Below are 25939 nucleotides of genomic sequence, written 5' to 3'. Positions count from 1 at the left end.
TCCGCTGGTCCAGCCCTTTCCGCCAACTAATTTGACATCGTTGTCCGTTGAGGCGGTAGAGTCATGCACAGACCACTCGACAACGTTGTCGCGCGTCACGTCGTCACAAGCCATGCACCATCCGCGTCGGCCACCACCCCCCTGTGCCGACACGGCTCGCGGACCCGGTGGCGCACAGCCCCACCGGGTCCGCCCTGAGCTGAGGGTTCGAGCGTGTTCGGACGGTGGCTCAGCCGACGCGGCAGGGAAGGGTCGTGGCCGTGTCGCCTCCGGAGCCGGTGACGACGTAGCCGAACGTCGTACTCTGCCCCGGACTGAGCGAGCCGTTCCAGTTGGCGTTGTGGACCATCACGCCCTGACCGCTGTAGGTGGCGTTGCCGTTCCAGAGACTGTCGACCTTCTGGCCGGACGGCAGGTTCCAGTCGACCATCCAGCCGAGCATCGGGACGTCGCCGGAGTTGGTGACGGTCACCTCGGACTGGTAGCCGCCGCTCCAACTGCCGGTGGTCCTGCGGGTGGCCGTGCAGGTACCCGGCACCGGTTCGGTCGGGTTGCCCGGCTCGTGGATGCCGGTGACCTCGCCGTTGCCGCCGTCGAAGACGACGTCGGAGCAGGAGTAGAAGGTCTCCGCGCTGTCCGAGCGCTGCCAGACCATGTAGATGATGTGGCGGCCGGACTTGTTGGCCGGAAGCTGACCGGTCCAGGAGTAGTTGGCCTCGACCGTGCCCGGGCTGCCGTTGAGCGGCGGGTGGTCGACGCTGAGGAACGGCTGCGACTCCATGTCGTTCCAGGTGAGCGTCTTCTTGGGGTCGAAGCCGTCCTTGGTGACGTAGACGTAGAACCAACCCGGGTGCGCGGCCCAGGCGTTGTAGGAGAAGTCGACCGTCTTGCCCGAGGTGAGGTGGGTGAGCGGCCAGTCGTCACGGGCCGCGTTGAAGCCCGTGAAGTTCGTGTTGCCGCCGCTGCACAACTGGCCGTCGGGGACGAAGCCGCGGGTGCGGCCCGCGCCGTCCGAGCGCAGCACCGAGAACCAGTTGTAGAACGGCGTGGTGCCGCTGACCTGTTGCGCGTTCTTGCAGGCCGGGTTGACCGGTTTGATCTCACCGGTGTCGGTCAGCCCGTCCTGCCAGCACAGGAAGGTGCGGCTGGCGGGCTTCATCGGGGTGCCGTGGGCCTCGGCCTTGCCGCCCGCGGTGAGGACGAGACTCAGAGCGGGGATGGTGGCGAGAAGGGAGACGAGGACCAGGAAGAGGGCTCTGGGGCGGGTCACCCTCGATAACTTTGTCAGGATCATGACAGTCCAGTCCGTTCCTTGAGGTACGGGCCGTGCGGGGTGTGTTGTGCGGGGTGTGTTGTTGCGTCGTTCGGGGTGTGTTGTTGCCGCGGGGTGGGAGCGGCACGCGGGCGGGTTCCGGTCCGTCCGCATGGGAGCGCTCCCACCCCACGTGTTGCGGAAGGTAGCGCGAACCGGGGCGACTGTAAACAGTCTGCGGCTCTTCAGCCGCCCGCGCGGTCCGACATCCGGGCTCTCAGTACGTCGACCTCGCAGCCCGGCGCGAAGGGGTCGAAGCCGTGCTCGGCCAGCCAGCGAACGATCAGCAGGCTCCGCAACGACCACCACGCGCGGATGACGTCGAGGTCGACGTCGATGCCGTAGCCGGCGATGACGTCGTCGAGGTGCCGCTCGTGTTCGAGCGTGAAGGTGGCGAGGTCGTGGAGGGCGTCGCCCCGGCCCGCCTCGGACCAGTCGATGATGCCCGTGACCTCGTCGCCGTCGACGAAGACGTGCGCGATCTGCAGGTCGCCGTGCGTGAACGCCGGCGTCCACGGCCGGAGCGCGGCCTCGGCGACCTGGCGGTTGCGGGTGACGAGGTCGGCGGGCAGGACGCCGATCGCCACGAGCGACGCGCACTCGCGGTCGAGTTCCGCCGCCAGCGCGGCGGCGCTCCGGCCCGCCTGGCCCGTCCGGGACGGCAGCGGCGCCTCGTGCAGCTTCCGGATGGCGGCGCCCGCCGCGGCCCACGCCTCCGGCGACCCGGTGGACGGCCCGCCGAGGCGTCCGAGGGTGGTCCCCGGGAGCGCGGCGAGCGCCAGCACGGACGGCTTGCGCCAGAGGATCCTCGGGGTCGGGACCGGCACGAGGGACATCACCTCGGCCTCGGCGTCGATGCGCGCCTGATCGCCGTCCACCTTCAGGAACACGTCACCGACGCGCAGCGTGGCACGTTCGGAATGGGCGACGACTACTTCGACCTCATTCATGGGCGATCAGTATCGCGGGGATGTCGGGCGGCGTCGCCCGGTTTGTGGCGCGCGATGACGGGGCCGGCCGTGGTGCGCCAGCCTGAGCACTCGTCTTGGTGGCGTGTCACCGGGGGTGCGTCACCGGGGGCACCGGGGGGTCTGGTGGTTTGTCGGTGCTTGGTGGGCGGGTGCGAGTGGCCGAGGGCGAGCGGCCGGGTGCAAGTGGGCGGGTGCGGGTGGCCGTGCCCGAGTGGACGGGTCAAGTGGGCGGGTGGAAGCGGCCGTAGTCGAGTGGCCGTTGTGGAAGCGGCCGCGCCCGAGCGGGCGGGTGCGAGTGGGCGGGTGCGAGTGGCCTCGCCCGGGCGGCCGCGCCCGGGCGGGCGGGTGCAAGCGGCCGAGCCCGAGTGGCCGGTGCGAGTGGCCGTGTCGTGGTCTCTCGCATGTGCGGGCGCCTGGGGCCGGCCCGTGGAGTCGGTGGGCCGGGCCCAGGTGGCCGGAGGGGCTCAGCGTTTGAGCGTGAAGGTGAAGTCGCTCGAGAGCCTGGTGTTCAGGCGGACGGCCGAGACGAGGTTGCCCTCGGTGATCGCCCTTTCGACCTCGGCCCGGGGAAGACCGCAGCCTTCGGCGATCAGCCGCACCGGCCGGACCGGGATCCGTGCCGCGAAGCGGACCGAGACGTCGATCACCTCACGGTCCAGGTGATCCGATCCGCCGGTGTCGAGGCGCCAGGCGTCGTCCCAGTCCAGGGCGATGCGGTTGCGGCGCCGCAGAGCCGGGTCCTGGAGCAACTCGGCTGCCAGGTCAGGGTCGTTGTCGTGCAGCCGGTCCAGCAGCTCGGGTCGTACGGAACGCACCTGCGCCCGCTCCAGGACCGTGAGCTTCGCCGTGTCCCCGCAGCCGGTGCAGAGCACGAGGAGCCAGGCGTCGAGAAGCTTGTGGTGGGCGTTGACGCGGAACTTGCCGTTCGCTCGGAAGCTGTCCGACGCGCACGTGTGGCAGCGGCGCAGGACGAGGGGCAGGCAGGTGGGCATGACCACCCAGGAGGTGAGCACAGAAGTACACCGGTTTCAGTGAGAAAGCCGCAGCAGGAAGCAGCGCGGCGCACAGGTGCGACGCGCGACCAATCAGCGTTCGGGGGGTCTCACACGGTGTACAACGGCACGTCCTTGCCTCGGCGACTCGGTCCGGCAGCACGCTAACCGCGCGCTGCGGTGCCGATCCACCGGTTTTCGACCGGCCGACCGACGGCACTCCTGGCGTTACACCGACGCCCCGTTGCCCGAGACCGCCCGCTGCTCCGCCTCGGCCTCCACGGCCGCCGGGAGATCGACCGTGAACTCCGTACGCCCGGGGACGCTGTCGACGTGAATGCGGCCTCCGTGCGCCGCCGTGATCGCCGCCGCGACGGCCAGCCCCAGCCCGGAGCCTCCGGAGCCGGCGTCGGTGCGGGAGCGGGACGTGTCGGCCCGGGTGAAGCGTTCGAAGACCGTGGGCAGGAGGGGCGCGGGGATGCCGGGGCCGTCGTCGCGGACGCGGATCACACGGCGTTCGGCCGTGGACCGCACCGATGCCGTCACCGTGGTGCCGGCCGGGGTGTGCATCCTCGCGTTGGACAGGAGGGCGGCCACCACCTGGCGCAGGCGGGCCTCGTCGCCGGTCACCGACGCCGGTGCGTCCAGGCTCAGTTCGAGCCGCCAGTCATGGCCGCCGGCCGCCGCCCGCGCTTTCCGCACCGTCTCGGCGACCAGCGCCGCCATGTCCACGTCGCGGGAGTCCAGGGGGCGGCCCTCGTCGAGACGGGCCAGCAGGAGGAGGTCCTCCACCAGGCCCGTCATCCGTGCCGACTCCGCCGAGACCCGGCGCCAGGCCAGCACCGGTTCGACGCGGTCGGTGCCGCGGTTCATCAACTCGGCGTATCCGGCGATCGAGGCGAGCGGGGTACGGAGTTCGTGGCTGGCGTCGGCCAGGAAGCGTCGCATGCGTTCCTCGCTGCGCCGCATGCCTTCCTCGCTGCGCCGTACCCGCTCCTCGCTCCGCCGGATCCGCTCCTCGTCGCGCTGCCGCTCGGCGAGGGACGACTCCACCTGGTCGAGGAGATGGTTGAGCGCTGCGCCGACCTGGCCGGCCTCGCTGCCCGGGTCGGTGTCGCGTGCGGGCACCCGGGTCAGGCCGGTGATCCCGCCGTCCCCGAGCGGGGCGCGGGAGACTTCGGCAGCGGTGGCGGCCACCCGGCCGAGGGGGCGCAGTTGCCGTCGTATGACCACCGCGCAGACGCAGCCGGCGGCGGCGAGCCCGGCCACGGCCACGCCTGTCTCGATCGTCACGAGTGCGTCGAGGGTGTCCTGGACGTCGTCCATGGGCAGCCCGGCGAGGACCCGGACGTCTCCGTCCTCCAGGACCGTGACCCGGTAGGTGCCGAGGCCGGGCACGGTCCGGGTGTGCATCGCGCCGTCGGCCCGGAGCCCGGCCAGGGCGGAGCGCTGGCCGGTGCCGAGGTCGTGGACGGGGTCGTGCACGGGATCGTTGGCGGAGGCGTCCTGGACCACGACGGCCGCGGAGAGGACTGCGCCCTTCTCGTCCAGCCGGGCGGAGAGCGTCCCGGCGGGCTGCCCGGTCCCCCTCAGGAAGGTCGGGTCGTCCGCGCCGTCCGGGTGCGAGGAGGCCCTGCTCAGGGCCCGTTCGGCGGTGTCGAGGACGCGGTCGTCCAGGTTGCCCATCAGATAGGCGTGCTGGAAGAGCGCGGTGATCACGCCCATCGCGACACAGACGACGACCAGGGTGGCGCCGACGAGGACGTACAGGCGGGTACGGATGGACCGGGTGCGCGCCCCGGCGCTGGACCGCCGGAGAGTCTCCCGGCCTCCGCGGGCCCGCTGGACCGGGCCGGGTCCGGGCAAGGGCTGGGTGACGCGGTCGTCGGCCGGGTCGGGCGGCGTGCTGTCGGGCGCAGTGGCGGGGGGTGTGCGACCGCGGTTAGCGGGAGGGGCGCTGCGCCCGTCCGGTGCCGGGTGGGGGCGCCGGGCCGCCTCGGTGACGGCGCCGGGCGGTACGTCGTCGAGTGCGGGCCTGTCGTCGGCGATGAGCCCGCGTACGCGGCCGGTTCGGTACCCGGGTGTGCCAGTCATGTACCGATCGTGTCCCCGCCCGCTGAGGGAATCCTGTGTTCCGCCTGAGGGTGGGTGATGACCTGCGGTGACGGGGGAGGTACGGCGAAGGGCCGCACTCCCGTGACGGGGAGTGCGGCCCTCGGATGCCCGAAAGGACGTGCCCAGGGGCTTACTTGCGGATCAGGCTGCGCAGCACGTACTGCATGATGCCGCCGTTGCGGTAGTAGTCGGCCTCACCGGGGGTGTCGATGCGGACGACCGCGTCGAACTCGACGCCCGTGTCGGTGGTGACCTTGACCGTGCGCGGTGTGGTGCCGTTGTTGAGCTCCTCGACGCCGGTGAAGGAGAAGGTCTCCTCGCCGGTCAGGCCGAGGGTGGCGGCGGACTGGCCCTCCGGGAACTGCAGCGGCAGGACGCCCATGCCGATGAGGTTCGAGCGGTGGATGCGCTCGTACGACTCGGCGATGACGGCCTTGACGCCGAGGAGCGCGGTGCCCTTGGCGGCCCAGTCGCGGGACGAGCCGGAGCCGTACTCCTTGCCGGCCAGGATGGCCAGCGGGATGCCCTGCTCGATGTAGTTGCGGGAGGCGTCGTAGATGAACGACACCGGACCGCCGTCCTGGGTGAAGTCGCGGGTGTAGCCGCCTTCCGTCCCCGGCGCGATCTGGTTGCGCAGACGGATGTTGGCGAAGGTGCCGCGGATCATGACCTCGTGGTTGCCTCGGCGCGAGCCGTAGGAGTTGAAGTCACGACGCTCCACACCGTGCTCGGTGAGGTACTTGCCGGCCGGGGTGTCGGCCTTGATGGCGCCGGCGGGCGAGATGTGGTCGGTCGTCACCGAGTCGCCGAGCTTGGCGAGCACGCGGGCGCCGGTGATGTCGGAGACCGGGGTGGTCTCCATCGTCATGCCCTCGAAGTACGGGGGCTTGCGGACGTAGGTCGACTCCGCGTCCCACTCGAAGGTGTTGCCGGTCGGGATCGGCAGCGCCTGCCACTGGGCGTCGCCCGCGAAGACGTCGGAGTAGGACTTGTTGAACATGTCCTCGCCGATGGCGTTCGCCACGACGTCGTTGACCTCGGCCTCGGAGGGCCAGATGTCCTTCAGGTAGACGGCGTTGCCGTCCTGGTCGACACCGAGCGCGTCCTTGGTGATGTCCACCTTCATGGAGCCGGCGAGGGCGTACGCGACGACCAGCGGCGGGGAGGCCAGGTAGTTCATCTTGACGTCGGGGTTGATACGGCCCTCGAAGTTCCGGTTGCCGGAGAGGACCGAGGTGACCGCGAGGTCGTGGTCGTTGACGGCCTGGGAGACCTCCTCCGGCAGCGGGCCGGAGTTGCCGATGCAGGTGGTGCAGCCGTAGCCGACGAGGTTGAAGCCGACCTTGTCGAGGTAGGGGGTCAGGCCCGCCTTGTCGAAGTAGTCGGTGACGACCTTGGAGCCCGGGGCGAGGGTGGTCTTGACCCACGGCTTGCGGGTCAGGCCCTTCTCCACGGCCTTCTTCGCGACGAGCGCGGCGGCGACCATGACGTACGGGTTCGAGGTGTTGGTGCAGGAGGTGATGGCCGCGACCGTCACCGCGCCGTGGTCGATCTCGTACGTCGAACCGTCGGGGGCGGTCACGGTGACCGGGTTGGACGGGGCGCCGTTCGGGGCGACGGCCGGGGCGTCGGAGGCCGGGAAGGACTCCTGGCCCGCCTCGTCCACGGAGTCGACGTAGTTGCGCACGTCGACCTTGAACTGCTCGGCGGCGTTCGCGAGGACGATGCGGTCCTGCGGGCGCTTCGGGCCGGCGATGGAGGGGACGACCGTGGAGAGGTCGAGCTCCAGCTTCTCCGAGAAGTCCGGCTCGGCCTTCGGGTCCAGCCAGAGGCCCTGCTCCTTGGCGTACGCCTCGACGAGCGCGAGCTGCTGCTCGGAGCGGCCGGTGAGCTTGAGGTACTTGATGGTCTCGTCGTCGATCGGGAAGATCGCGGCGGTCGAGCCGAACTCCGGCGACATGTTGCCGATGGTGGCGCGGTTCGCGAGGGAGGTGGCGGCGACGCCCTCGCCGTAGAACTCGACGAACTTGCCGACGACGCCGTGCTTGCGCAGCATCTCGGTGATGGTGAGCACCAGGTCGGTGGCGGTGGTGCCGGGCTTGAGCTCACCGGTCAGCTTGAAGCCGACGACGCGCGGGATGAGCATGGAGACCGGCTGGCCGAGCATCGCGGCCTCGGCCTCGATGCCGCCGACGCCCCAGCCCAGCACACCGAGGCCGTTGACCATGGTGGTGTGCGAGTCGGTGCCGACGAGGGTGTCGGGGTAGGCCTGGCCGTTGCGGACCATGACCGTGCGCGCCAGGTGCTCGATGTTGACCTGGTGGACGATGCCGGTGCCGGGCGGGACGACCTTGAAGTCGTCGAACGCGGTCTGGCCCCAGCGCAGGAACTGGTAGCGCTCGCGGTTGCGGCCGTACTCCAGCTCGACGTTCTGCGCGAAGGCCTCGTTGGTGCCGAACTTGTCGGCGATGACGGAGTGGTCGATGACCAGCTCGGCCGGGGAGAGCGGGTTGACCTTCGCCGGGTCGCCGCCGAGCTCCTTGACGGCCTCACGCATGGTGGCGAGGTCGACGACACAGGGCACGCCGGTGAAGTCCTGCATGATCACGCGGGCGGGCGTGAACTGGATCTCCTGCGACGGCTGGGCCTGGGAGTCCCAGCTGCCGAGGGCGCGGATGTGGTCGGCGGTGATGTTCGCGCCGTCCTCGGTACGGAGCAGGTTCTCCAGCAGAACCTTGAGGCTGTACGGCAGGCGGGCCGAGCCCTCCACCTTGTCCAGCCGGAAGATCTCGTACGACTCGTCGCCCACGCTCAGCGTGGCGCGGGCGTCGAAGCTGTTCGCCGACACGACAGTCTCCTTCATTTTTGTGCGCTTACCACCGCATCCTGCCGCCACGCCGTCTTGGCCGATCCGCTAAGGTAAGGCTAAGTTAGGTATGCCTTACTGCCAGACCCAGCGAAAGCGTGCGACTGCGGTACGCCTCGGCAGATATCTCGATGTCGAGATAACTCTAGTACATGAGGCCGGGATGGTCATGCCCGGCCTCGCTGTGATGTGCGGCGCTTCCACGGAATTCCCCGCGAGCGTCCACGCCCAGGCCCAGGTCCGGGAACCGCGCCCCCCGCCTTCCGCGGCGCGATCCCCGTCGGACATCCCCAACTCGCCCATGACGACGGGGTGATACGAACCCCGCACCCATCACTTCGCCGAGCCGGGGTATTCGAACGAGGTCGAAAGCACGCGACCGACCTACGAGGGAGGCCCCCATGGCGCTCACTTTCCGCAAGAGTTTCCGGATCCTTCCCGGAGTGCGGCTGAACATCAACCGGCACTCCTGGTCCATCACGACCGGTGGCGGAAGCCACGGACCGAAGCACACCCACAGCAGCACGGGACGTCGTACGACATCGATGGATTTGCCCGGACCTTTCGGATGGCGTCGGACCCGTACCGCCAAGCGTCACTGACGTTCCCTCAGGTCAACGGGGGCCTCTCACCCGAGCGGACCCCTCGGAATGCGCCATCTCATATCTGAGATAGCCTCAAGCTCATGGCAGACGACTACCTCGTACGTATCGGCAAGCTCATCCGTGACGCCCGACAGCACCGTGGCTGGACACAGTCGCAGCTCGCCGAGGCGCTCGGCACCAGCCAGAGCGCCGTCAATCGCATCGAGCGCGGCAACCAGAACATCAGCCTTGAGATGATCGCCCGTATCGGCGAGGCACTGGACAGCGAGATCGTCTCTCTGGGCTACGCGGGCCCGATGCATCTGCGGGTGGTCGGAGGCCGTCGGCTGTCCGGCGCCATCGACGTCAAGACGAGCAAGAACGCGTGCGTGGCCCTGCTCTGCGCCTCGCTCCTCAACAAGGGGCGGACGGTGCTGCGCAGGGTCGCCCGCATCGAGGAGGTCTACCGCCTGCTGGAGGTGCTGAGCTCCATCGGGGTGCGCACCCGGTGGATCAACGGCGGTGTCGACCTGGAGCTGGTGCCGCCGGCCGAGCTGGACATGGACGCCATCGATGCCGAGGCGGCCGTCCGCACGCGCTCGATCATCATGTTCCTCGGCCCGCTGCTGCACCGCATGGACGGCTTCAAACTGCCGTACGCCGGCGGCTGCGATCTCGGCACCCGGACCATCGAGCCGCACATGATCGCGCTGCGCCGGTTCGGCCTGGACGTCGCGGCGACCGAGGGTCAGTACCACGCCCGGGTCGACCGCGCGGTCCGCCCCGACCGTCCGATCGTGCTGACCGAGCGCGGCGACACCGTGACGGAGAACGCGCTGCTCGCGGCCGCCCGCCACGACGGCGTCACCGTCATCCGCAACGCCTCCTCCAACTACATGGTCCAGGACCTGTGCTTCTTCCTGGAGGCGCTCGGGGTCCGGGTCGAGGGCATCGGCACCACCACCCTCACCGTGCACGGCGTGCCGAACATCGACGTGGACGTCGACTACTCCCCCTCGGAGGACCCGGTCGAGGCGATGAGCCTGCTGGCCGCGGCCGTGGTGACCGAGTCGGAACTCACGGTGCGCCGGGTGCCGATCGAGTTCCTGGAGATCGAGCTCGCGGTCCTGGAGGAGATGGGGCTCGACCACGACCGCACGCCGGAGTACTTCGCCGACAACGGCCGCACCCGCCTGGTCGACCTCACGGTCCGCCCCTCCAAGCTGGAGGCGCCGATCGACAAGATCCACCCGATGCCGTTCCCCGGCCTCAACATCGACAACGTCCCGTTCTTCGCGGCGATCGCGGCGGTCGCACAGGGCCAGACCCTCATCCACGACTGGGTCTACGACAACCGCGCGATCTATCTGACGGATCTGAACCGCCTCGGCGGACGCCTCCAACTCCTCGACCCGCACCGGGTGCTGGTGGAGGGCCCGACCCGCTGGCGCGCCGCCGAGATGATGTGCCCGCCCGCCCTGCGCCCCGCGGTGGTCGTCCTCCTGGCGATGATGGCGGCCGACGGCACGTCGGTCCTGCGCAACGTCTATGTCATCAACCGGGGTTACGAGGACCTGGCCGAGCGGCTCAACTCGATCGGGGCGCAGATCGAGATCTTCCGGGACATCTGACGCGACGGTACGGTCCGGGATCGTCGCCCTGTGGCCGACGGTGCCGAGCGGACGACTGTACGGTGCGTCTCCTTCGTGCCGGTCCTTCGTGCCGGGCAGTTGTCCGCTTCGGTTCCCGTCCCCTGCCGTCCCGTTCCGCTTTACCGGCCCGCCTTGAAAACCGATCGGTTTTCATTTTGTCCTGTTCGCGTTACCCTCACAGCATGACCACCGCAGTGAAGCCAAGCCCGAGAGAGCGGCTGCTGAAGGCAGCGGCCACGCTCACCTACCGCGACGGTGTCGGCATCGGCGTCGAGGCGCTGTGCAAGGCGGCGGGTGTGTCGAAGCGCTCGATGTACCAGCTGTTCGAGAGCAAGGACGAGCTGCTGGCCGCGAGCCTGACGGAGCGGGCCGCCGCCTACGTGGCGGCCCTCCTGCCCGCGGCGGACGACGGCAGGTCACCCCGCGAGCGAGTCCTGTACGTCTTCGCGCAGGTGGAGTCGCAGTCGGCCGAGCCCGAGTTCCGGGGCTGCCCCTACCTGGCCGTACAGATCGAGCTCAAGGACCAGGACCACCCCGCGAGCCAGGTGGCCCACCGGATCAAGGCCGACCTGACGGCCTTCTTCCACGCCGAGGCCGAGCAGGGCGGCGCGAGCGACCCCGGCCTGCTGGCCCGGCAGCTCAGCCTGGTCTTCGACGGCGCCAGTGCCCGGGCGGGCATCGGGGCGGACAGCATGGCCGGGCTCATCGCGCCCACAGTCACCGCGCTGCTCGATGCGGCAGGCATGCGCTGAGGCGACGCGGCGCGGCCTTGTCGGTTTTGCGGGCCGCCCCTGCGCGGCCCGACGCGCGTCCCGCCGTCATGGATCGCCTATCTTGGCGCCTATGCAGTCCTACACGATCGGCCAGGCGGCGCGTCTGCTCGGGGTGAGTCCGGACACCGCGCGGCGCTGGGCGGACGCCGGGCGCGTTCCCACGCACCGGGACGAGGGCGGGCGGCGCCTGATCGACGGGAAGGATCTTGCCGCCTTCTCCGTGGAGCTGGCCAAGGGCGACGGCGGCGAGGAGGACATCTCCCACACCTCCGTCCGCAACGCCTTCCCCGGCATCGTCACCGCCGTGAAGCTCGGGGACGTCGCGGCCCAGGTGGAGATCCAGGCGGGCCCGCATCGCCTGGTGTCACTGCTGACGCGGGAGGCCGTGGAGGAACTGGGCCTCGAGGTCGGCGTGGAGGCCATCGCCCGGGTGAAGTCGACGAACGTGCACATCGACCGCGCCTGACCGCGGCCGCCCTGCGTACCGAGGTTCAGAGGGTGAGCAGTTCCTCGTGGAAGCCGCCGAACTCCCTCTCGGTGTCGATGAGATGGATCTCCAGGATCCAGTGGCAACGGCGTCCGGCCTTGTCGGTGCGGCGCAGGGGGGTGTCGTTGGCGGGGGTGATGTACGACTCCACGTCGGCGCCGTCGATCCACTCGTGCGGGAACTCCCCCACCAGGTGACCGGCGTGCCACCCGCCCAGTGCCCAGCCGGACTCGGCGGCCAGCCGCTCGACCTCGGCGTACAGCTGCGCGCCGGTGATGTCCGGGTCGGCCTCGAAGCGGCTCCGGCCCGCGGCGAAGATCTTCGGCAGGTCGTCGTGGAGGCGGTGCTTGACCGGGTCGTCGCCGAGGACGAAGGTCCGGCCGAAGTCCGCCTCGTACTCCTCGAAGATCGGGCCGAAGTCCGCAAAGACGATGTCGTCCGCGCCGATCACCCGGTCCGGCGGGTTCTCCCGATACGGCATGAGCGTGTTGGGCCCGGAGCGCACGATCCGTTTGTGCCAGTGCCGGGTGGTGCCGAACAGTTCGTTCGCCAGGTCCCGGATCCGGTCGCTGACCGCCCGCTCCCCCTCGCCCGGCGCCACCAGCCCGCGCGCCTCGATCTCCGCGAAGAGCCGGGCGGCCTTCGCCTGGGCGTCCAACAACTGTGCCGCGCGCGTGGGTTCGTCATCCGCCATGGGCCCGAACGTAATCACCCGGATCATCCCCGGCAACGCAATTCGGTGGGTGAGTGGGCGGCGGGTGAGTGGGCGGTCAGCGGCTGCCCGGCTAGCGGATGCCGGACCCGACCCCGTCGGCCGTACAAACGCACATGCCAACCTGATAGATCACAGATCCGGCTCATGCGGTGCCACAAGAGATTTTCACCTCGCATCTGCGTCATTATCATCGGGATGGGGTCCGTCCGGGCCGCAAGCGATTCGTGTCCGTCAGGACCCAGAGGGAGTGGACCCGTGATGACCCGTACCGCGCGTCGGAACCGCCGGAGCCTGCAGGTGGCCGGGGTCGGCGCCGTCGCGCTGCTGGCCCTCAGTGCCTGCTCGTCGTCCGGCTCGGACTCCTCGTCCACGACCTCGGGTTCCTCGGCGTCCGGCAAGCTCTCCGGAACGGTGACCGTCTTCGCCGCGGCCTCGCTCAAGGAGAGCTTCACGACGCTGGGCAAGCAGTTCGAGCAGGCCCACCCCGACACGAAGATCACCTTCAGCTTCGGCGGCAGCGACTCGCTGGCCGCGAGCATCACCGGCGGGGCCCCGGCGGACGTGTTCGCCTCGGCCAGCCCCAAGACGATGAAGATCGTCACGGATGCCGGGGACGCCTCCGGTACGCCCGCGACCTTCGTGCGCAACCAGCTGGAGATCGCCACCCTGCCCGGCAACCCGCACAGGATCGCGTCCCTGAAGGACCTGACCGGCTCGGACCTGAAGGTCGTCCTGTGCGACAAGCAGGTGCCCTGCGGCGCCGCCGCCCAGAAGGCCCTCGACACCAGCGGACTGAAGCTGACGCCGGTCTCCTACGAGCAGGACGTCAAGGCCGCGCTGACGAAGGTCGAGCTGAAGGAGGCCGACGCGGCCGTCGTCTACAAGACCGATGTGCACGCCGCGGGTGACAAGGTGGAGGGCGTGGAGTTCCCCGAGTCCGCCGACGCCGTCAACGACTACCCGATCACCCTGCTCAAGAACGCGCGGAACACCGGCACCGCCAAGGCGTTCATCGCGCTGGTGCGGTCCGCCGAGGGCCAGAAGGTGCTGACCGGGGCGGGGTTCCTCAAGCCGTGACCGTTCCCTCCCCGGGCAGGGCCGATGCCGCGACCGAGACCCTCCGGGGCGGGCCGTGGCGCCGTCGCGTCCGAACGGGTGGGGGCGGCGGCCGTGGTGTGCCGCTGCCGCTGCTGGTGCCCGCGCTGCTCGGTCTGGCGTTCCTGACCGTGCCGCTGGTGGCACTTCTCGTACGGGCGCCCTGGCGGAGCATGCCCGAGCAGCTGACCAGCGCCGATGTGTGGCAGGCGCTTCAGCTGTCCCTGGTCTGCGCCACGGCCGCGACCGCGGTGAGCCTGGTCGTCGGGGTTCCGCTGGCCTGGCTGCTGGCCCGCGTCGAGTTCCGCGGCCGCGGGCTGGTTCGTGCCCTGGTCACCCTGCCGCTGGTCCTCCCCCCGGTCGTCGGCGGAGTCGCGCTGCTCATGGCGCTCGGGCGCAACGGGATCGTCGGCAAGTGGCTCGACGCCTGGTTCGGGATCACGCTCCCGTTCACCACGGCCGGGGTCGTGGTCGCCGAGGCGTTCGTCGCGATGCCGTTCCTCGTCATCAGCGTGGAGGGCACCCTGCGGGCCGCCGACCCGCGCTACGAGGAGGCGGCGACGACCCTGGGGGCCTCCCGCTTCACCGCGTTCCGCCGGGTCACGCTGCCGCTGATCGCACCGGGCATCGCGGCGGGCGCCGTCCTTGCCTGGGCGCGGGCGCTCGGCGAGTTCGGCGCGACGATCACTTTCGCCGGCAACTTCCCCGGCCGCACCCAGACCATGCCGCTCGCCGTCTACCTCGCCCTCCAGAGCGACCCGGAAGCGGCCATCGCCCTCAGCCTGGTCCTGCTGGCCGTGTCCGTGGCGGTGCTGGCGGGGTTGCGCGACCGCTGGATGACGGCGGGGTGAGGGCTGGTGCGGGATGGACTCCGGGGGCCGAGGAGGGCGGTTCCGCGGCCGAGGAGAGCGGGTCCGCTGCGGCCGAGGACCGCATGGCCGCTCGGGGCGGCGAGAGCAGGGCGGACGACACCGACGCGAGCCGCCGGCCACGTCAGGCCACTGACCGCCGTAGGCGCCGGGTGGATGACTGCGGGACGGCTCGGGGCAGCGACTGCCGAGGCCGCCTGGCCGGAGACGACGGGACAGCGCGGGCGGGTGGCTCCAGGAGGGCAAGGGCGGATGACTGCGGGACCGCTCGGACGGATGACGGCAGGACCAGCCCGGCCGACGCCTACGGGACGGCGAGGGCGGGTGACCGCGGGACGGCAAGGGCGAGTCACCACGGAAGAGCAAGGGCGAGTCACCACGCGACGGCAAGGGCGAGTCACCACGGAACAGCAAGGGCGAGTCACTACGCGACGGCTCAGGCGGGTGACGACGGGGCCGCTCCCGACAGCGACAGCAGAACGAGCCTGGGCGACGTCTCCCGACCACCTGGCAACCCACCCACCGCGACAGGCACCGACCGGCCCACACCGAAGCCCGTCCCAGCCCACGGCGGCAGCCGACGGCTGTCCCCCCGACGGCGACCGGAGGCCGTGCGATGAGTGAGAAGACCCGAGCCGCCACCCCCGGCACCCGCCCCCGGTCCGCCGTCGCCGTCGAGGGCCTTGACGCCCGTCTCGTCGTGGACCGCGGTGCCTTCCGACTCGACGTGTCGCTCACCGTCGCCCCCGGAGAGGTCGTCGCCCTCCTCGGTCCGAACGGTGCCGGCAAGACCACCGCACTGCGCGCTCTCGCCGGCCTGACCCCCCTCACCGACGGTCATCTGCGCCTGGACGGCACCGCGTTGGAGCGTACGGCCCCGGAATCCCGTCCCGTCGGTGTCGTCTTCCAGGACTACCTGCTGTTCCCGCACCTCACCGCCCTCGACAACGTCGCCTTCGGCCCGCGCTGCCAGGGCGCCACCAAGGCGGCGGCCCGCGCGCGGGCCGCCGAGTGGCTGGACCGGATGGGGCTAGCGGCCCACGCGGGCGCCAAGCCCCGCAAGTTGTCGGGTGGACAGGCCCAACGCGTAGCCCTGGCAAGGGCGTTGGCGACCCACCCCCGGCTGCTGCTCCTCGACGAGCCCCTGGCCGCCCTGGACGCCCGTACCCGCCTGGAGGTGCGGGCCCAACTCCGGCGCCACCTGGCAGAGTTCGAGGCCGTCGCCGTACTCGTCACGCACGACCCGCTGGACGCCATGGTCCTCGCCGACCGTCTCGTGGTCGTCGAACACGGCGAGGTCGTCCAGGAGGGCGCCCCGTCCCACATCGCCCGCCACCCGCGCACCGACTACATCGCCCAACTGGTCGGCCTGAACCTCTACCGGGGCGAGGCCGACGGCCATACGGTCCGCCTCGACGCCGGGCCCGCCCTCACCACCACGGAAGACCTCTCAGGACCGGTGTTCGTCGCCTTCCCGCCGAGCGCCGTGACCCTCTACCGCGAACCGCCCGCCGGCTCCAGCGCCCGCAACCACTGGCGCTGCGAGGTGGCCGGCCTGGAGACCCACGGCGACCAGATCCGCGCCGACCTCACCGGTGAACTCCCCCTCGCGGCGGACCTGACGACGGTGGCCGCGGCCGAACTCGATCTGCACCCCGGCGCGGAGGTCTGGGCGGCGGTGAAGGCGGCGCAGACGCACGCGTATCCCGTCTGAGCGAGGCGCCGCCCGAGGACCGGTACGAGACGGACCTCACCCGAACGGCCGTCCGGACGGGCTGCCCGGCCCACGCGTTCCTAGCGTGGTGAGCGCATGCGGGATGCGTCTGCCGGTCCCCCACCTCGCCCGGCCGGCGGACCGCAGGAGGAGGACACCATGAACCCGGCCACCCTCGAACACATCTCCGACGTCAAGGCGGGCTTCCGGTGACGGCCGCGGACGCCGCGCCCGCGCTGCGGTGCGCGAGCCGGCACTCCGGTCCGCGGGACGGGGAGGAGTGCGGGGCCCGCGCCCGCTTCCGGATCTCCTGCCACGCCCGGCCACCACTGGTCGTGTGCCCGCAACACCTGGGCCCCGCCCTGCTGTTGGCCGAGGGTGTGCTGTGGCCCCCGGAGATCGCACTGGTGCGTTGAGCGAGGGCCTCCGACATGACCGGCCGGCCGCTCAGCCCTTCGTCAAGGTGATGTCCTGCTGCCCGGCCGCGTGAAAGCGGGGCAGGGGCAGGCCGCCCTGGGGGCTGAGTTCCATGAGGGTGGCCTCGACGTGTGCCGCACCCGGCTCGAGGGCGCCCGGGGTGGGCTTGCCCGTGTTCTCCCAGATGTGCTCCACGCCGTCGCACACCGCGACGGTCCCGCCGATGCCGTGCCGGACCGACGTGGAACGCTGGGCCACGGAGGAACTCACGAACACCGGGCCCGTGCCGCCGGTGCAGCGATAGGTGCCGGACAGGATCACGGTGCCGTCCTCGGCGATACGTCCGCCGGGGTCGACGGTGACGGTCTCGTACGGGTCGGCGCTCGCCGGCAGCGTGGGGACGGCCAGCAGGAACAGCGCGGCACCGGCGGCGGCGACGAGAGCGGGGCGAACAGACACGGGGAGTACCTCCCGGGTGAGTGGAGTGGGAGCCTCCACTGCTACCGGGAACGCGCGCCCCCGGCCGTGATCGTCACTCCTTCGGTGGCGAGTCCGCACCGAGCGTCGTGGAACCGTCCGAGAGTTGTCCGCGTGTTGTCACGCTTCACGTCGGCCGGTTCCGATGAGTTCGCGACGAGAGCATGGTCTACACATACGGATACGGACCCCATGTGGGGGGTCCCAGCAATGTGGAGGTGCGCCATGTGTTCTCACCGGTCTTCGTGCGCTTCGTCCGACCGCACCGCCCCGCACGTCGTCGCGGCCCACCCCGAGCAGGGCTGGAATCTGCTGTGCAACGGCGCGATCGTCTTCGACGACACCGGCGAGCTGCTGCCCGACGGCCGGATCGTCGCACCGCACCGGGTGCCGGCCGGACAGCTGGCCGTCGCCGCCTGATCCCTTCCCCGCCCAAGCAAGCTGCCGCCTGGTCCCTCCCCCGCCCAAGCAAGCTGCCGCCTGGTCCCTCCCCCGCCAAAGGAAGCTACGGCAGCACGGCGAACCCGTCGAGTTCCACCGCCGCCTGGTCGTCCCACAGCCGCACGACCTCCACGACCGCCATCGCGGGGTAGTTCCTCCCCGCCAACTCCGCCCAGATGCGCCCGAGTTCGGCGGCATGTGTGCGGTAGGCGGCGATGTCGGTGGCGTAGACGGTGACGCGCGCGAGGTCGGACGGGCCGCCGCCGGAGGCCTTGAGGGCGGTGAGGAGGTTGGTGAGGGCCTTCTCGAACTGTTCCGGCAGGGACTCCCCGACCACTTTGCCGTCGGCGTCGAGCGCGGTCTGCCCCGCCAGGAAGACCACCCGGGACCCGGAGGCGACGACCGCGTGCGAGAAGCCGGTGGGCGGGGACAGTTCGGGCGGGTTGATGCGCTCGGCGGTCATGAAGCCTCCCTCGTCGTTACGGCATCATCGGCGCCCTCGGCCTCCAGCGTCGCCAGGCCCGCGTACAACTCCTTCGCGATGATGCCCCGTTGCACCTCGCTCGCCCCCTCGTAGATGCGCGGGGCGCGCACCTCCCGGTACAGGTGCTCCAGCAGATGACCGCGTTGCAGGGCGCGTGCGCCGTGCAGTTGGACCGCGGTGTCGACGACGTACTGCGCGGTCTCGGTGGCCAGGAGCTTCGCCATCGCCGCACGCTTGGGCACGTCCGGGGCGCCTTCGTCGTACGCCGTCGCGGCCGCGTACACCATGAGGCGGGCCGCGTCCGTGCGCAGGGCCATCTCGGCGACCGTGTGGGCGACGCTCTGCAGGTCCCGCAGCTTGCCGCCGAAGGCGTCCTGTCGGGCGGTGTGTCCGAGGGTGGCGTCCAGCGCCGCCTGTGCCATGCCGACCGCGAAGGCGCCGACGCTGGGCCGGAAGAGGTTGAGCGTGCCCATCGCGACCCGGAACCCGCGGTCCACCTCACCGAGGACGTCGTCGGCGCTCACCGGCACCGCGTCGAACGCGAGGGCGCCGATGGGGTGCGGGGAGAGCATGTCGAGGGGGGTGCCGGTGAGTCCGGGGCGGTCGGCGGGCACGAGGAACGCGGTCACGCCCCGGGCCCCGGCACCCGGGGTGGTGCGGGCGAAGACGGTGTAGAAGTCGGCCTCGGGGGCGTTGGAGATCCAGCACTTCTCCCCGGTGAGCCGCCACCTCGAGGAACCGTCGGACTCGGCCACGGGGTCACCGGTACGCGACCGGGCCCCCGACGCCCCGGCCGACGGGAGGACCGCGGACTCCGTCCCCGGCACGTCCTCCGACCGCACGTCTCCCGACACCGCTTCCGACCTCACATGCCCCGACGCCGCCCTCGCAGCCGACGCGTCAGGATCAGGCGATCCGCCCGCCGCTGCCCTCTCCGACTCCGCCCTCTCCGACTCCGCCCCCGGCGATCCACCCACCCCATCGGCCCTCGCCCCGGCCGCCTCCCCCCACTTCCCCCGCTCCGCCCGCAGCGCCAACCCCGCCGCGTCCGACCCCGCCCCCGGCTCGCTCAGCGCGAACGCGGCCACCGCGGTGCCGTCGCTCACCGCGGGCAGCCAGCGCTCCCGCTGGGCGGGGGTGCCGTGGGCGTGGACGGGGTGGGCGCCGAGGCCCTGGAGGGCGAGGGCCGTCTCCGCCTCGGTGCAGGCGTACGCGAGGGACTCCCGCATCAGGCAGAGGTCGAGGGCGCCGGAGGTGAACAGCAGTTCCAGCAGACCGAGTTGACCGAGCTCAGCGACCAGTGGGCGGTTCACCCGGCCCGGCTCGCCCTTCTCCGCCAGCGGGCGCAGCCGTTCCGCGGCCAGGGCGCGCAGTTCCGCACACCGGGCGGTCTGTGACGGTTCGAGCGAGAATGCGGGCATTGCCGGTCCCTTCTCGTCGACAGGGCCCCACGACAGTATCGCGTGCCGTTGACTGTCGTCACCAACACGATACGCTCCTTGTGCGAGCCCACCATCGACGCCCACGAGGCGGCCCACACGGCGGCCCACGCGGCCCGGAAGGCAAGGGGGCGACCCGCCATGAACGTCTCGGCCCACGTCGACACCTTCGCGCGCGACCACCTCCCGCCCCCCGACCAGTGGCCCGAGCTCCGCTTCGACCTGCCGGAGCTGCGCTACCCCGATCGGCTGAACTGTGCCGCCGAGCTGTTGACGGGCCCGCCCGACGAGCGCCCGGTGTTCCACACCCCGACCGGGGACACATGGACGTACGGCACACTGCGCGCCCGTGTCGACCGGCTCGCCCACCTGCTCACCGGCGACCTCGGGGTGGTCCCAGGCAACCGGGTCCTGCTGCGCGGCCCGACCACCCCCTGGCTCGCGGCCTGCTGGCTGGCGGTGCTGAAGGCGGGCGCGGTCGCCGTGACGGTGCTGGCCCAGCAGCGGCCGCACGAGCTGGCCACGATGTGCGAGATCGCGCGCGTCGAGCACGCCCTGTGCGACATACGCGCCGTGGACGATCTCGCCAAGGCCGAGATACCGGGCCTCAGGATCACGACCTACGGCGGCGACGCCCCCGACGACCTGCTGAACCGCGAGGCGCCCGGAACGCCGTACACCGCCGTGCGGACCGCGGCCGACGACGTGGCGCTGATCGCCTTCACCTCCGGGACCACCGGGCGCCCCAAGGGCTGTATGCACTTCCACCGGGATGTGCTGGCGATAGCGGACACCTTCTCCAAGCATGTGCTGCGACCCCATGTGGACGATGTCTTCGCCGGCAGTCCCCCGCTCGGTTTCACCTTCGGCCTCGGCGGGCTGGTGATCTTCCCGATGCGCGCGGGCGCCAGCTCCCTCCTCCTCGAACAGGCCCATCCCCAGCAGCTGCCGCCGGCGATCGCCGAGCACCGCGTCTCCGTCCTGTTCACCGCCCCCACCGCCTATCGCGCCATGCTCGACGGACTCGACGCGTACGACATCTCGTCCCTGCGCCGCTGTGTCTCCGCCGGCGAGAACCTGCCCGCGGCCACCTGGCGGGCCTGGCAGGAGCGGACCGGGCTGCGGATCGTCAACGGCATCGGCGCCACCGAACTGCTGCACATCTTCATCTCCGCGGCCGACGAGGACATCCGGCCCGGGACGACCGGGGTGCCCGTACCCGGTTGGCAGGCGCGCGTGGTCGACGAGACGGGTCGCGAGCTGCCCGACGGCGAACCCGGCCTGCTCGCCGTGCGCGGCCCCGTCGGCTGCCGCTATCTCGCCGATCCCCGGCAGCGCGAGTACGTACGGAACGGCTGGAACATCACGGGCGACACATACATCCGGGAGAACGACGGTTACTTCCGCTATGTGGCCCGCGCGGACGACATGATCATCTCTGCCGGGTACAACATCGCCGGACCGGAGGTCGAGGACGCCCTGCTGCGGCACCCGGACGTGATCGAGGCGGCGGTCGTGGGGCGGGCCGACGAGGCGCGCGGGCAAGTGGTCGTCGCCTTCGCCGTCCTCAAGGAGGGCGCAGAGCGGGACGCCGACACGCTGCGCACCTTCCTCAAGGCCGAACTGGCGCCCTACAAATGCCCGCGCGAGATCGTCTTCCTGGACGCGCTGCCGCGGACGGCGACCGGCAAACTCCAGCGGTTCAGGCTGCGCACCGATGGTGACCAGCAGTGATCCACACGACCTAAGATGATCAACGTGTCCGACCAGCATGCACCACGGTCTCTCATCGTCACGCTCTACGGAGCCTACGGCCGCTTCATGCCGGGCCCCGTGCCCGTCGCCGAGCTCATCCGGCTGCTGGCAGCGGTCGGCGTGGACGCACCCTCCGTACGGTCGTCCGTGTCCCGCCTGAAACGGCGCGGGCTGCTGCTGCCGGCCCGCACCGCACAGGGCGCGGCCGGGTACGGGCTGTCGCCGGACGCCCGTCAGCTGCTCGACGACGGCGACCGGCGCATCTACGCGGTGACCCCGCCCGAGGACGAGGGCTGGGTGCTCGCCGTGTTCTCGGTGCCCGAGTCGGAGCGGCAGAAGCGGCACGTGCTGCGCTCGCGGCTGGCCGGGCTCGGCTTCGGCACGGCGGCCCCCGGGGTCTGGATCGCGCCGGCCCGGTTGTACGAGGAGGCCCGGCACACGCTCCAGCGGCTCCGGCTCGACCCGTACGTGGACTTCTTCCGCGGCGAGCACCTCGGCTTCGCGGCGACCGCCGAGGCCGTGGCCCGCTGGTGGGACCTGGCCGCGATCGCCAAGGAGCACGAGGCGTTCCTGGACCGCCACGCGCGCGTGCTGCACGACTGGCAGGACCGGGCCGACACCCCGCCCGAGGAGGCCTACCGCGACTACCTCCTCGCCCTCGACTCCTGGCGCCATCTCCCCTACGCCGACCCCGGCCTGCCCGCCGCGCTGCTGCCCGAGGACTGGCCGGGCGAGCGGGCGGCCGCGGTGTTCCGGGGCCTGCACGAGCGACTGCGGGACGCGGGTGCCGCGTTCGCGGGTGTGTGACCGGCGACGAGACACGCCACTGCCTCTCCGCCGGTCTGCTTCTCCTGCGCAGCGCACCGCCGATCCGCGTCGGCGGGTCTCAACTGCCCAGCACGAGACGGGGTTTCGGCCCGTCCGTGCGGCCGGTCCGGGGTCGCCGGCTGCCCGCGCGGTAGGGGTCCGGCCAGCGGGCGCCGGGGCCGTCGTACCCCTGCTCGGCGGCCGCGTGCAGGGTCCAGTTCGGGTCGTGGAGATGCGGCCGGGCCAGCGCGCACAGGTCCGTGCGCCCGGCCAGGATCAGTGAGTTGACGTCGTCCCAGGAGGAGATGGCGCCGACCGCGATCACCGGGATCCCGGTCTCGTGACGGATCCGGTCGGCGTACGGCGTCTGGTACGACCGCCCGTACTCCGGCTGCTCCTCGGCCACGACCTGCCCGGTCGACACGTCGATCGCGTCGGCGCCGTGCGCGGCGAAGGCGCGGGCGATCTCGACGGCGTCCTCGGCCGTGTTGCCGCCCTCGGCCCAGTCGGTGGCGGAGATGCGGACGGTCATGGGCCGTTCCTGCGGCCACACTCCCCTGATGGCGTCGAAGACTTCGAGCGGGAAGCGGAGGCGCTTCGCGAGCGAGCCGCCGTAGGCGTCGGTGCGCCGGTTGGTCAGCGGGGAGAGGAAGCCGGAGAGCAGATAGCCGTGGGCGCAGTGCAGTTCGAGGAGGTCGAAGCCGGCCCGGACGGCGCGCCAGGCGGCAGCCGTGAACTGTTCGCGGATATCGGTCAGTTGTGCGCGGCCGAGCTCGCGCGGGGTCTGGTTGCAGGGCCGGTACGGGATCGGGGAGGGCGCCACGACCGGCCAGTTGCCCTCCGGCAGCGGCTCGTCGATGCCCTCCCACATCAGCTTGGTCGAGCCCTTGCGGCCGCTGTGGCCGAGCTGGACGCCGATCGCGGTGCCCGGTGACCGCGTGTGGACGAAGTCGGTGATCCGCTTCCACGCCTCGGCCTGCCTGCCGGTGTAGAGGCCGGTGCAGCCGGGCGTGATGCGCCCCTCGGGCGAGACGCACACCATCTCGGTCATCACCAGCCCGGCGCCGCCGAGCGCCCGGGCGCCCAGGTGGACCAGATGGAAGTCGCCGGGGATGCCGTCGGTGGCGGAGTACATGTCCATCGGCGACACCACGACCCGGTTGCGCAGAGTCAGACCGCGCAGCCGGAACGGGGTGAACATCGGGGGCGTGCCGGGCGGGCAGCCGAACTCGCGCTCCACGGCGCCGGTGAAGCGGGCGTCGCGCAGCCGCAGGTTGTCGTGGGTGACGCGGCGGCTGCGGGTGAGCAGGTTGAAGGCGAACTGGCGGGGCGGCTGGTCCAGGTACAGGCCGAGGTTCTCGAACCACTCGAGGCTGGCGCGGGCGGCGCGTTGCGTGGAGGCGACCACCGGCTTGCGCTCGGCCTCGTAGGCCGTCAACGCCTCCTGCAGTGACGGCTGTTCCTGCAGGCAGGCGGCCAGGGCGAGGGCGTCCTCCACGGCGAGCTTGGTGCCGGAGCCGATGGAGAAGTGGGCGGTGTGGGCCGCGTCGCCGAGCAGCACGGTGTTGCCGTGCGACCAGTGCTCGTCGACCACCGTGCGGAAGGTGGTCCAGGTGGAGTTGTTGGAGCACAGGGGGCGGCCGCGCAGCGCCTCCGCGAAGATCTTGGCGCAGCGGTCGATGGATTCGGCCGTGTCCGGTTCGGCGAAGCCCGCTGCCCGCCACACCTCCTCGCGCATCTCGATGATCACGGTGGAGGCGTCGGGGGCGTAGGGGTAGCCGTGGAGCTGCATCACGCCGTGCTCGGTCTCGGCGATCTCGAACCGGAAGGCCTCGAAGGCGAAGTCGGCGGCGAGCCAGATGTAGCGGCAGCGGTGCGGGGTCACATGGGGGCGGAACACATGGGCGTGGGCCTCGCGTGTGGTGCTGTTGACTCCGTCGGCGGCGATGACGAGGTCGTGCGTGTCCGCGAGGTCGGGTGGGGCCTGGGTGCGGAAGCGGAGGTCCACGCCGAGGGAGCGGCAGCGGTCGTGCAGGATCTCGAGGAGCCTCTTGCGGCCGAGTGCGGCGAAGCCGTGGCCTCCGGAGGTGTGCCGTACGCCTCGGTGCACGACGTCTATGTCGTCCCAGCGCACGAAGTCCTTCTGCAGGGCCGCGTAGACCACGGGGTCCGCGTGTTCGATGCCGCCGAGGGTCTCGTCGGAGAGGACCACGCCGAAGCCGAAGGTGTCGTCGGGGGCGTTGCGTTCCCAGACGGTGACGTCCCGGGCGGGATCCAGGCGTTTCAGCAACGCGGCCGCGTACAGGCCGCCGGGGCCGCCGCCGATGATCGCGACGCGCAGGGGGTGGCTAGGTCGGGACACTTACCGCCCCTTCCATTTGGGCGGCCTCTTCTCCGCGAAGGCCGCATGGAACTCCGCGTAGTCCTCACCGTTCATCAGGAGGGCCTGCGTCGAGGCGTCCAGTTCCACCGAAGCCGCCAACGGCATGTCCAGCTCCGCCGTGAGCAGGGCCTTCGTCTGGGCGTACGCCAGTGCCGGGCCCTCGGCCAGGCGGCGGGCCAGTGTCCGCGCGGCCTCGTCCGCGGCGCCCTCCGCCGTCAGTTCGCTGATCAGGCCGATGCGCTCGGCCTCGGGAGCGCGGACCGGTTCGCCGAGCATGAGGAGGCGGGTGGCATGGCCGAGGCCGACGACCCGGGGCAGCAGATAGGCCGCGCCCATGTCTCCGCCGGACAGGCCGACCCGGGTGAAGAGGAAGGCGAAGCGGGCCGAGGGGTCCGCCACCCGGAAGTCGGCCGCCAGGGCGAGGACCGCGCCCGCACCCGCGGCCACCCCGTGCACGGCCGCGATCACCGGGAACGGGCACTCCCGTACGGCCCGTACCACCTGGCCGGTCATCCGGTTGAAGTCGAGGAGCTGGGCGGTGTCCATGGCGAGGGTCGCGCCGATGATCTCGTCGACATCGCCGCCGGAGCAGAAACCGCGTCCCTCTCCGGCCAGGACCAGGGCCCGGACGGAGCGCTCGCGGGACAGCTCGGCGAGCAGGTCGCGCAGGTCGGCGTAGGCGCCGAAGGTGAGCGCGTTGAGTTTCTCGGGGCGGGCCAGGGTGACGGTGGCGACCCCCTCGGTGACGTCGACGCGCAGGTGCTGCCAGTCGGGGGTGCGGGCGGCGGAGCCGGTGAAGGGGCTCATGTCCGTGCGGCCTCCTCGTGCTCGGGCGAGGTGCGAGGTGCGGTCCACTCTCGAAGCTATCACTCATCTTTGACTGTCGTCACGAGTGCGCGATAGGAGTGGGCGAGGAGTAGGCATGCCGAGGAGGGCATGGACATGTGACCTGGCCCCGTCACATCCGTCACGGCTCGTCGACAGACCGGCAACGGCGGGATCAGCGGTGCGAGGCAAGCCGTTGCTACGGGTAAGCCGCCTGCCAACGGGGCCGAAGGTCCCGTACGGCGCCCGCCGGACGACCCTGCCGACGGCGCCGTACCATTCATACGGTTGAAAGCAGGACAGCCTGCTCATGAACGGACCCGCCTTGCAAGATCGCCCCTCAGCCTCCGCCTCCTGGCGCATCGCGCTGCCGCATTCCGCCGCGGCCGTGCCCGTGGCGCGCGCCCTGGTCCGCACCGCGCTGGCCGAGCTGGAGCACGGGGCGGACAGCGACACCGCGGAGCTGCTGACGGCCGAACTGGTGGCGAACGCCGTGGAGCACACGGCCGGCGACACCCCGATAGAGCTGGTGGTGGAGCTGCTGCCGACCGGCTGTCAGGTGGAGGTGCACGACCCGGACCCGGCGCCTCCGGGGCACCTGACCCAGCCGGAGCCCCGGGACCCGGACCCCTGGCAGGAGCACGGCCGGGGTCTGCTGCTGATCCGGGCGCTCAGCTCCTCGTGCGGCCACCGCCCGACCGAGACCGGCAAGGCGGTGTGGTTCCGGCTGTCGGTGGTGCCGCCTCAGTGGCACCCGGCGTGACGC

At 71.3% G+C, this 25939-nt stretch carries 23 protein-coding genes; 12 read left to right on the top strand and 11 right to left on the bottom strand.

Translation table 11 applies throughout. The annotated features are described in order from the left end of the window. Positions 1-229: 229 nt before the first annotated feature. The 5 genes from IOD14_RS10635 to acnA all read right to left on the bottom strand — a co-directional run bounded on the left by IOD14_RS10635 (position 230) and on the right by acnA (position 8238). Positions 230-1294, bottom strand: coding sequence for a lytic polysaccharide monooxygenase (locus IOD14_RS10635; protein ID WP_174269259.1), 1065 nt, complete (start codon positions 1292-1294; stop codon positions 230-232). 203 nt (positions 1295-1497) lie between these two features. Further along, on the bottom strand, positions 1498-2262 hold the full coding sequence (locus tag IOD14_RS10630) for a phosphotransferase (protein WP_212670117.1): 765 nt from the start codon (positions 2260-2262) through the stop codon (positions 1498-1500). A gap of 485 nt (positions 2263-2747) precedes the next feature. Next, a complete protein-coding gene (locus IOD14_RS10625) occupies positions 2748-3296 on the bottom strand; it encodes a DUF1062 domain-containing protein (RefSeq protein ID WP_123992153.1) in 549 nt (182 codons plus the stop codon). A 207-nt stretch (positions 3297-3503) separates the two neighbouring features. After that, a complete protein-coding gene (locus tag IOD14_RS10620) occupies positions 3504-5369 on the bottom strand; it encodes an ATP-binding protein (protein WP_249125893.1) in 1866 nt (621 codons plus the stop codon). Positions 5370-5520: 151 nt separating this feature from the next. Next, complete coding sequence (acnA, locus tag IOD14_RS10615) at positions 5521-8238, bottom strand: aconitate hydratase AcnA (RefSeq protein WP_123992152.1); 2718 nt, start codon at positions 8236-8238, stop codon at positions 5521-5523. Between the two features lie 419 nt (positions 8239-8657). On the opposite strand from acnA, the gene IOD14_RS10610 reads away from it, so the two are divergent. From IOD14_RS10610 to IOD14_RS10595, 4 genes are all read left to right on the top strand, one after another. Next, positions 8658-8858, top strand: a complete 201-nt coding sequence (locus IOD14_RS10610; protein ID WP_123992151.1) for a DUF4236 domain-containing protein — start codon at positions 8658-8660, stop codon at positions 8856-8858. Between the two features lie 83 nt (positions 8859-8941). Beyond that, complete coding sequence (locus IOD14_RS10605) at positions 8942-10471, top strand: UDP-N-acetylglucosamine 1-carboxyvinyltransferase (RefSeq protein ID WP_212670115.1); 1530 nt, start codon at positions 8942-8944, stop codon at positions 10469-10471. 203 nt (positions 10472-10674) lie between these two features. Then, the gene (locus IOD14_RS10600; RefSeq protein WP_123992149.1) at positions 10675-11244 is read left to right on the top strand and encodes a TetR/AcrR family transcriptional regulator; all 570 of its coding nucleotides are present in this window, start codon (positions 10675-10677) and stop codon (positions 11242-11244) included. A gap of 91 nt (positions 11245-11335) precedes the next feature. Further along, on the top strand, positions 11336-11731 hold the full coding sequence (locus tag IOD14_RS10595) for a helix-turn-helix transcriptional regulator (protein WP_123992148.1): 396 nt from the start codon (positions 11336-11338) through the stop codon (positions 11729-11731). 25 nt (positions 11732-11756) lie between these two features. Here IOD14_RS10595 and IOD14_RS10590 read toward each other — a convergent pair whose 3' ends face one another. Next, positions 11757-12446 (bottom strand): M24 family metallopeptidase, encoded by a 690-nt coding sequence (locus tag IOD14_RS10590; RefSeq protein ID WP_212670114.1) that lies wholly within the window; start codon positions 12444-12446, stop codon positions 11757-11759. 279 nt (positions 12447-12725) lie between these two features. On the opposite strand from IOD14_RS10590, the gene modA reads away from it, so the two are divergent. From modA to IOD14_RS10570, 4 genes are all read left to right on the top strand, one after another. After that, on the top strand, positions 12726-13544 hold the full coding sequence (gene modA / locus IOD14_RS10585; RefSeq protein WP_212673246.1) for a molybdate ABC transporter substrate-binding protein: 819 nt from the start codon (positions 12726-12728) through the stop codon (positions 13542-13544). Next, positions 13541-14413, top strand: a complete 873-nt coding sequence (gene modB / locus IOD14_RS10580; protein ID WP_212670113.1) for a molybdate ABC transporter permease subunit — start codon at positions 13541-13543, stop codon at positions 14411-14413. Before modA ends, modB begins: the two co-directional genes overlap by 4 nt. A 634-nt stretch (positions 14414-15047) precedes the next feature. Further along, positions 15048-16145, top strand: a complete 1098-nt coding sequence (locus IOD14_RS10575) for an ABC transporter ATP-binding protein (protein WP_212670112.1) — start codon at positions 15048-15050, stop codon at positions 16143-16145. A gap of 209 nt (positions 16146-16354) precedes the next feature. After that, positions 16355-16561, top strand: a complete 207-nt coding sequence (locus tag IOD14_RS10570; RefSeq protein WP_123992143.1) for a hypothetical protein — start codon at positions 16355-16357, stop codon at positions 16559-16561. 31 nt (positions 16562-16592) lie between these two features. Here the strand turns inward: IOD14_RS10570 and IOD14_RS10565 are convergent, their stop codons facing one another. Further along, positions 16593-17021, bottom strand: a complete 429-nt coding sequence (locus IOD14_RS10565) for a DUF6299 family protein (RefSeq protein ID WP_123992142.1) — start codon at positions 17019-17021, stop codon at positions 16593-16595. Positions 17022-17264: 243 nt separating this feature from the next. Here IOD14_RS10565 and IOD14_RS10560 point away from each other — a divergent pair, with 243 nt between their 5' ends. Then, the gene (locus IOD14_RS10560) at positions 17265-17459 is read left to right on the top strand and encodes a DUF5999 family protein (protein WP_123992141.1); all 195 of its coding nucleotides are present in this window, start codon (positions 17265-17267) and stop codon (positions 17457-17459) included. A gap of 85 nt (positions 17460-17544) precedes the next feature. Here the strand turns inward: IOD14_RS10560 and IOD14_RS10555 are convergent, their stop codons facing one another. Continuing rightward, positions 17545-17943: a RidA family protein gene (locus IOD14_RS10555; RefSeq protein WP_212670111.1), complete on the bottom strand. Its 399-nt coding sequence runs from the start codon at positions 17941-17943 to the stop codon at positions 17545-17547. After that, the gene (locus tag IOD14_RS10550; protein WP_212670110.1) at positions 17940-19385 is read right to left on the bottom strand and encodes an acyl-CoA dehydrogenase; all 1446 of its coding nucleotides are present in this window, start codon (positions 19383-19385) and stop codon (positions 17940-17942) included. The genes IOD14_RS10555 and IOD14_RS10550 overlap by 4 nt, the downstream gene beginning before the upstream one ends. A gap of 159 nt (positions 19386-19544) precedes the next feature. Between IOD14_RS10550 and IOD14_RS10545 the strand changes: the two genes are divergently transcribed. Together IOD14_RS10545 and IOD14_RS10540 are read left to right on the top strand one after the other, a co-directional pair. Further along, positions 19545-21137: an AMP-binding protein gene (locus IOD14_RS10545; RefSeq protein WP_212673245.1), complete on the top strand. Its 1593-nt coding sequence runs from the start codon at positions 19545-19547 to the stop codon at positions 21135-21137. Positions 21138-21152: 15 nt separating this feature from the next. Continuing rightward, positions 21153-21965 carry a PaaX family transcriptional regulator C-terminal domain-containing protein gene (locus IOD14_RS10540; RefSeq protein ID WP_123992138.1) on the top strand — a complete coding sequence of 271 codons (813 nt, stop codon included), beginning with the start codon at positions 21153-21155 and terminating at the stop codon, positions 21963-21965. Positions 21966-22044: 79 nt separating this feature from the next. Here the strand turns inward: IOD14_RS10540 and IOD14_RS10535 are convergent, their stop codons facing one another. Then, on the bottom strand, positions 22045-24327 hold the full coding sequence (locus IOD14_RS10535) for a bifunctional salicylyl-CoA 5-hydroxylase/oxidoreductase (protein ID WP_249125892.1): 2283 nt from the start codon (positions 24325-24327) through the stop codon (positions 22045-22047). Further along, the gene (locus IOD14_RS10530) at positions 24328-25155 is read right to left on the bottom strand and encodes an enoyl-CoA hydratase family protein (RefSeq protein ID WP_123992137.1); all 828 of its coding nucleotides are present in this window, start codon (positions 25153-25155) and stop codon (positions 24328-24330) included. A 328-nt stretch (positions 25156-25483) separates the two neighbouring features. On the opposite strand from IOD14_RS10530, the gene IOD14_RS10525 reads away from it, so the two are divergent. Further along, positions 25484-25936, top strand: a complete 453-nt coding sequence (locus IOD14_RS10525; RefSeq protein WP_123992136.1) for an ATP-binding protein — start codon at positions 25484-25486, stop codon at positions 25934-25936. Positions 25937-25939: the final 3 nt, after the last annotated feature.

Source organism: Streptomyces sp. A2-16, from assembly GCF_018128905.1.
GTDB lineage: Bacteria > Actinomycetota > Actinomycetes > Streptomycetales > Streptomycetaceae > Streptomyces.
This window is presented reverse-complemented; position numbering and strand designations above follow the sequence as displayed.

What these genes read in the sequence shown, in the direction of transcription:
- IOD14_RS10635 (WP_174269259.1), bottom strand. Translation starts at nt 1,294, where the DNA reads ATGATCCTGACAAAGTTATCGAGGGTGACCCGCCCCAGAGCCCTCTTC.
- IOD14_RS10630 (WP_212670117.1), bottom strand. Translation starts at nt 2,262, where the DNA reads ATGAATGAGGTCGAAGTAGTCGTCGCCCATTCCGAACGTGCCACGCTG.
- IOD14_RS10620 (WP_249125893.1), bottom strand. Translation starts at nt 5,369, where the DNA reads ATGACTGGCACACCCGGGTACCGAACCGGCCGCGTACGCGGGCTCATC.
- IOD14_RS10610 (WP_123992151.1), top strand. Translation starts at nt 8,658, where the DNA reads ATGGCGCTCACTTTCCGCAAGAGTTTCCGGATCCTTCCCGGAGTGCGG.
- IOD14_RS10605 (WP_212670115.1), top strand. Translation starts at nt 8,942, where the DNA reads ATGGCAGACGACTACCTCGTACGTATCGGCAAGCTCATCCGTGACGCC.
- IOD14_RS10600 (WP_123992149.1), top strand. Translation starts at nt 10,675, where the DNA reads ATGACCACCGCAGTGAAGCCAAGCCCGAGAGAGCGGCTGCTGAAGGCA.
- IOD14_RS10595 (WP_123992148.1), top strand. Translation starts at nt 11,336, where the DNA reads ATGCAGTCCTACACGATCGGCCAGGCGGCGCGTCTGCTCGGGGTGAGT.
- IOD14_RS10590 (WP_212670114.1), bottom strand. Translation starts at nt 12,446, where the DNA reads ATGGCGGATGACGAACCCACGCGCGCGGCACAGTTGTTGGACGCCCAG.
- modA (WP_212673246.1), top strand. Translation starts at nt 12,726, where the DNA reads ATGACCCGTACCGCGCGTCGGAACCGCCGGAGCCTGCAGGTGGCCGGG.
- IOD14_RS10575 (WP_212670112.1), top strand. Translation starts at nt 15,048, where the DNA reads ATGAGTGAGAAGACCCGAGCCGCCACCCCCGGCACCCGCCCCCGGTCC.
- IOD14_RS10560 (WP_123992141.1), top strand. Translation starts at nt 17,265, where the DNA reads ATGTGTTCTCACCGGTCTTCGTGCGCTTCGTCCGACCGCACCGCCCCG.
- IOD14_RS10555 (WP_212670111.1), bottom strand. Translation starts at nt 17,943, where the DNA reads ATGACCGCCGAGCGCATCAACCCGCCCGAACTGTCCCCGCCCACCGGC.
- IOD14_RS10550 (WP_212670110.1), bottom strand. Translation starts at nt 19,385, where the DNA reads ATGCCCGCATTCTCGCTCGAACCGTCACAGACCGCCCGGTGTGCGGAA.
- IOD14_RS10545 (WP_212673245.1), top strand. Translation starts at nt 19,545, where the DNA reads ATGAACGTCTCGGCCCACGTCGACACCTTCGCGCGCGACCACCTCCCG.
- IOD14_RS10540 (WP_123992138.1), top strand. Translation starts at nt 21,153, where the DNA reads ATGATCAACGTGTCCGACCAGCATGCACCACGGTCTCTCATCGTCACG.
- IOD14_RS10530 (WP_123992137.1), bottom strand. Translation starts at nt 25,155, where the DNA reads ATGAGCCCCTTCACCGGCTCCGCCGCCCGCACCCCCGACTGGCAGCAC.
- IOD14_RS10525 (WP_123992136.1), top strand. Translation starts at nt 25,484, where the DNA reads ATGAACGGACCCGCCTTGCAAGATCGCCCCTCAGCCTCCGCCTCCTGG.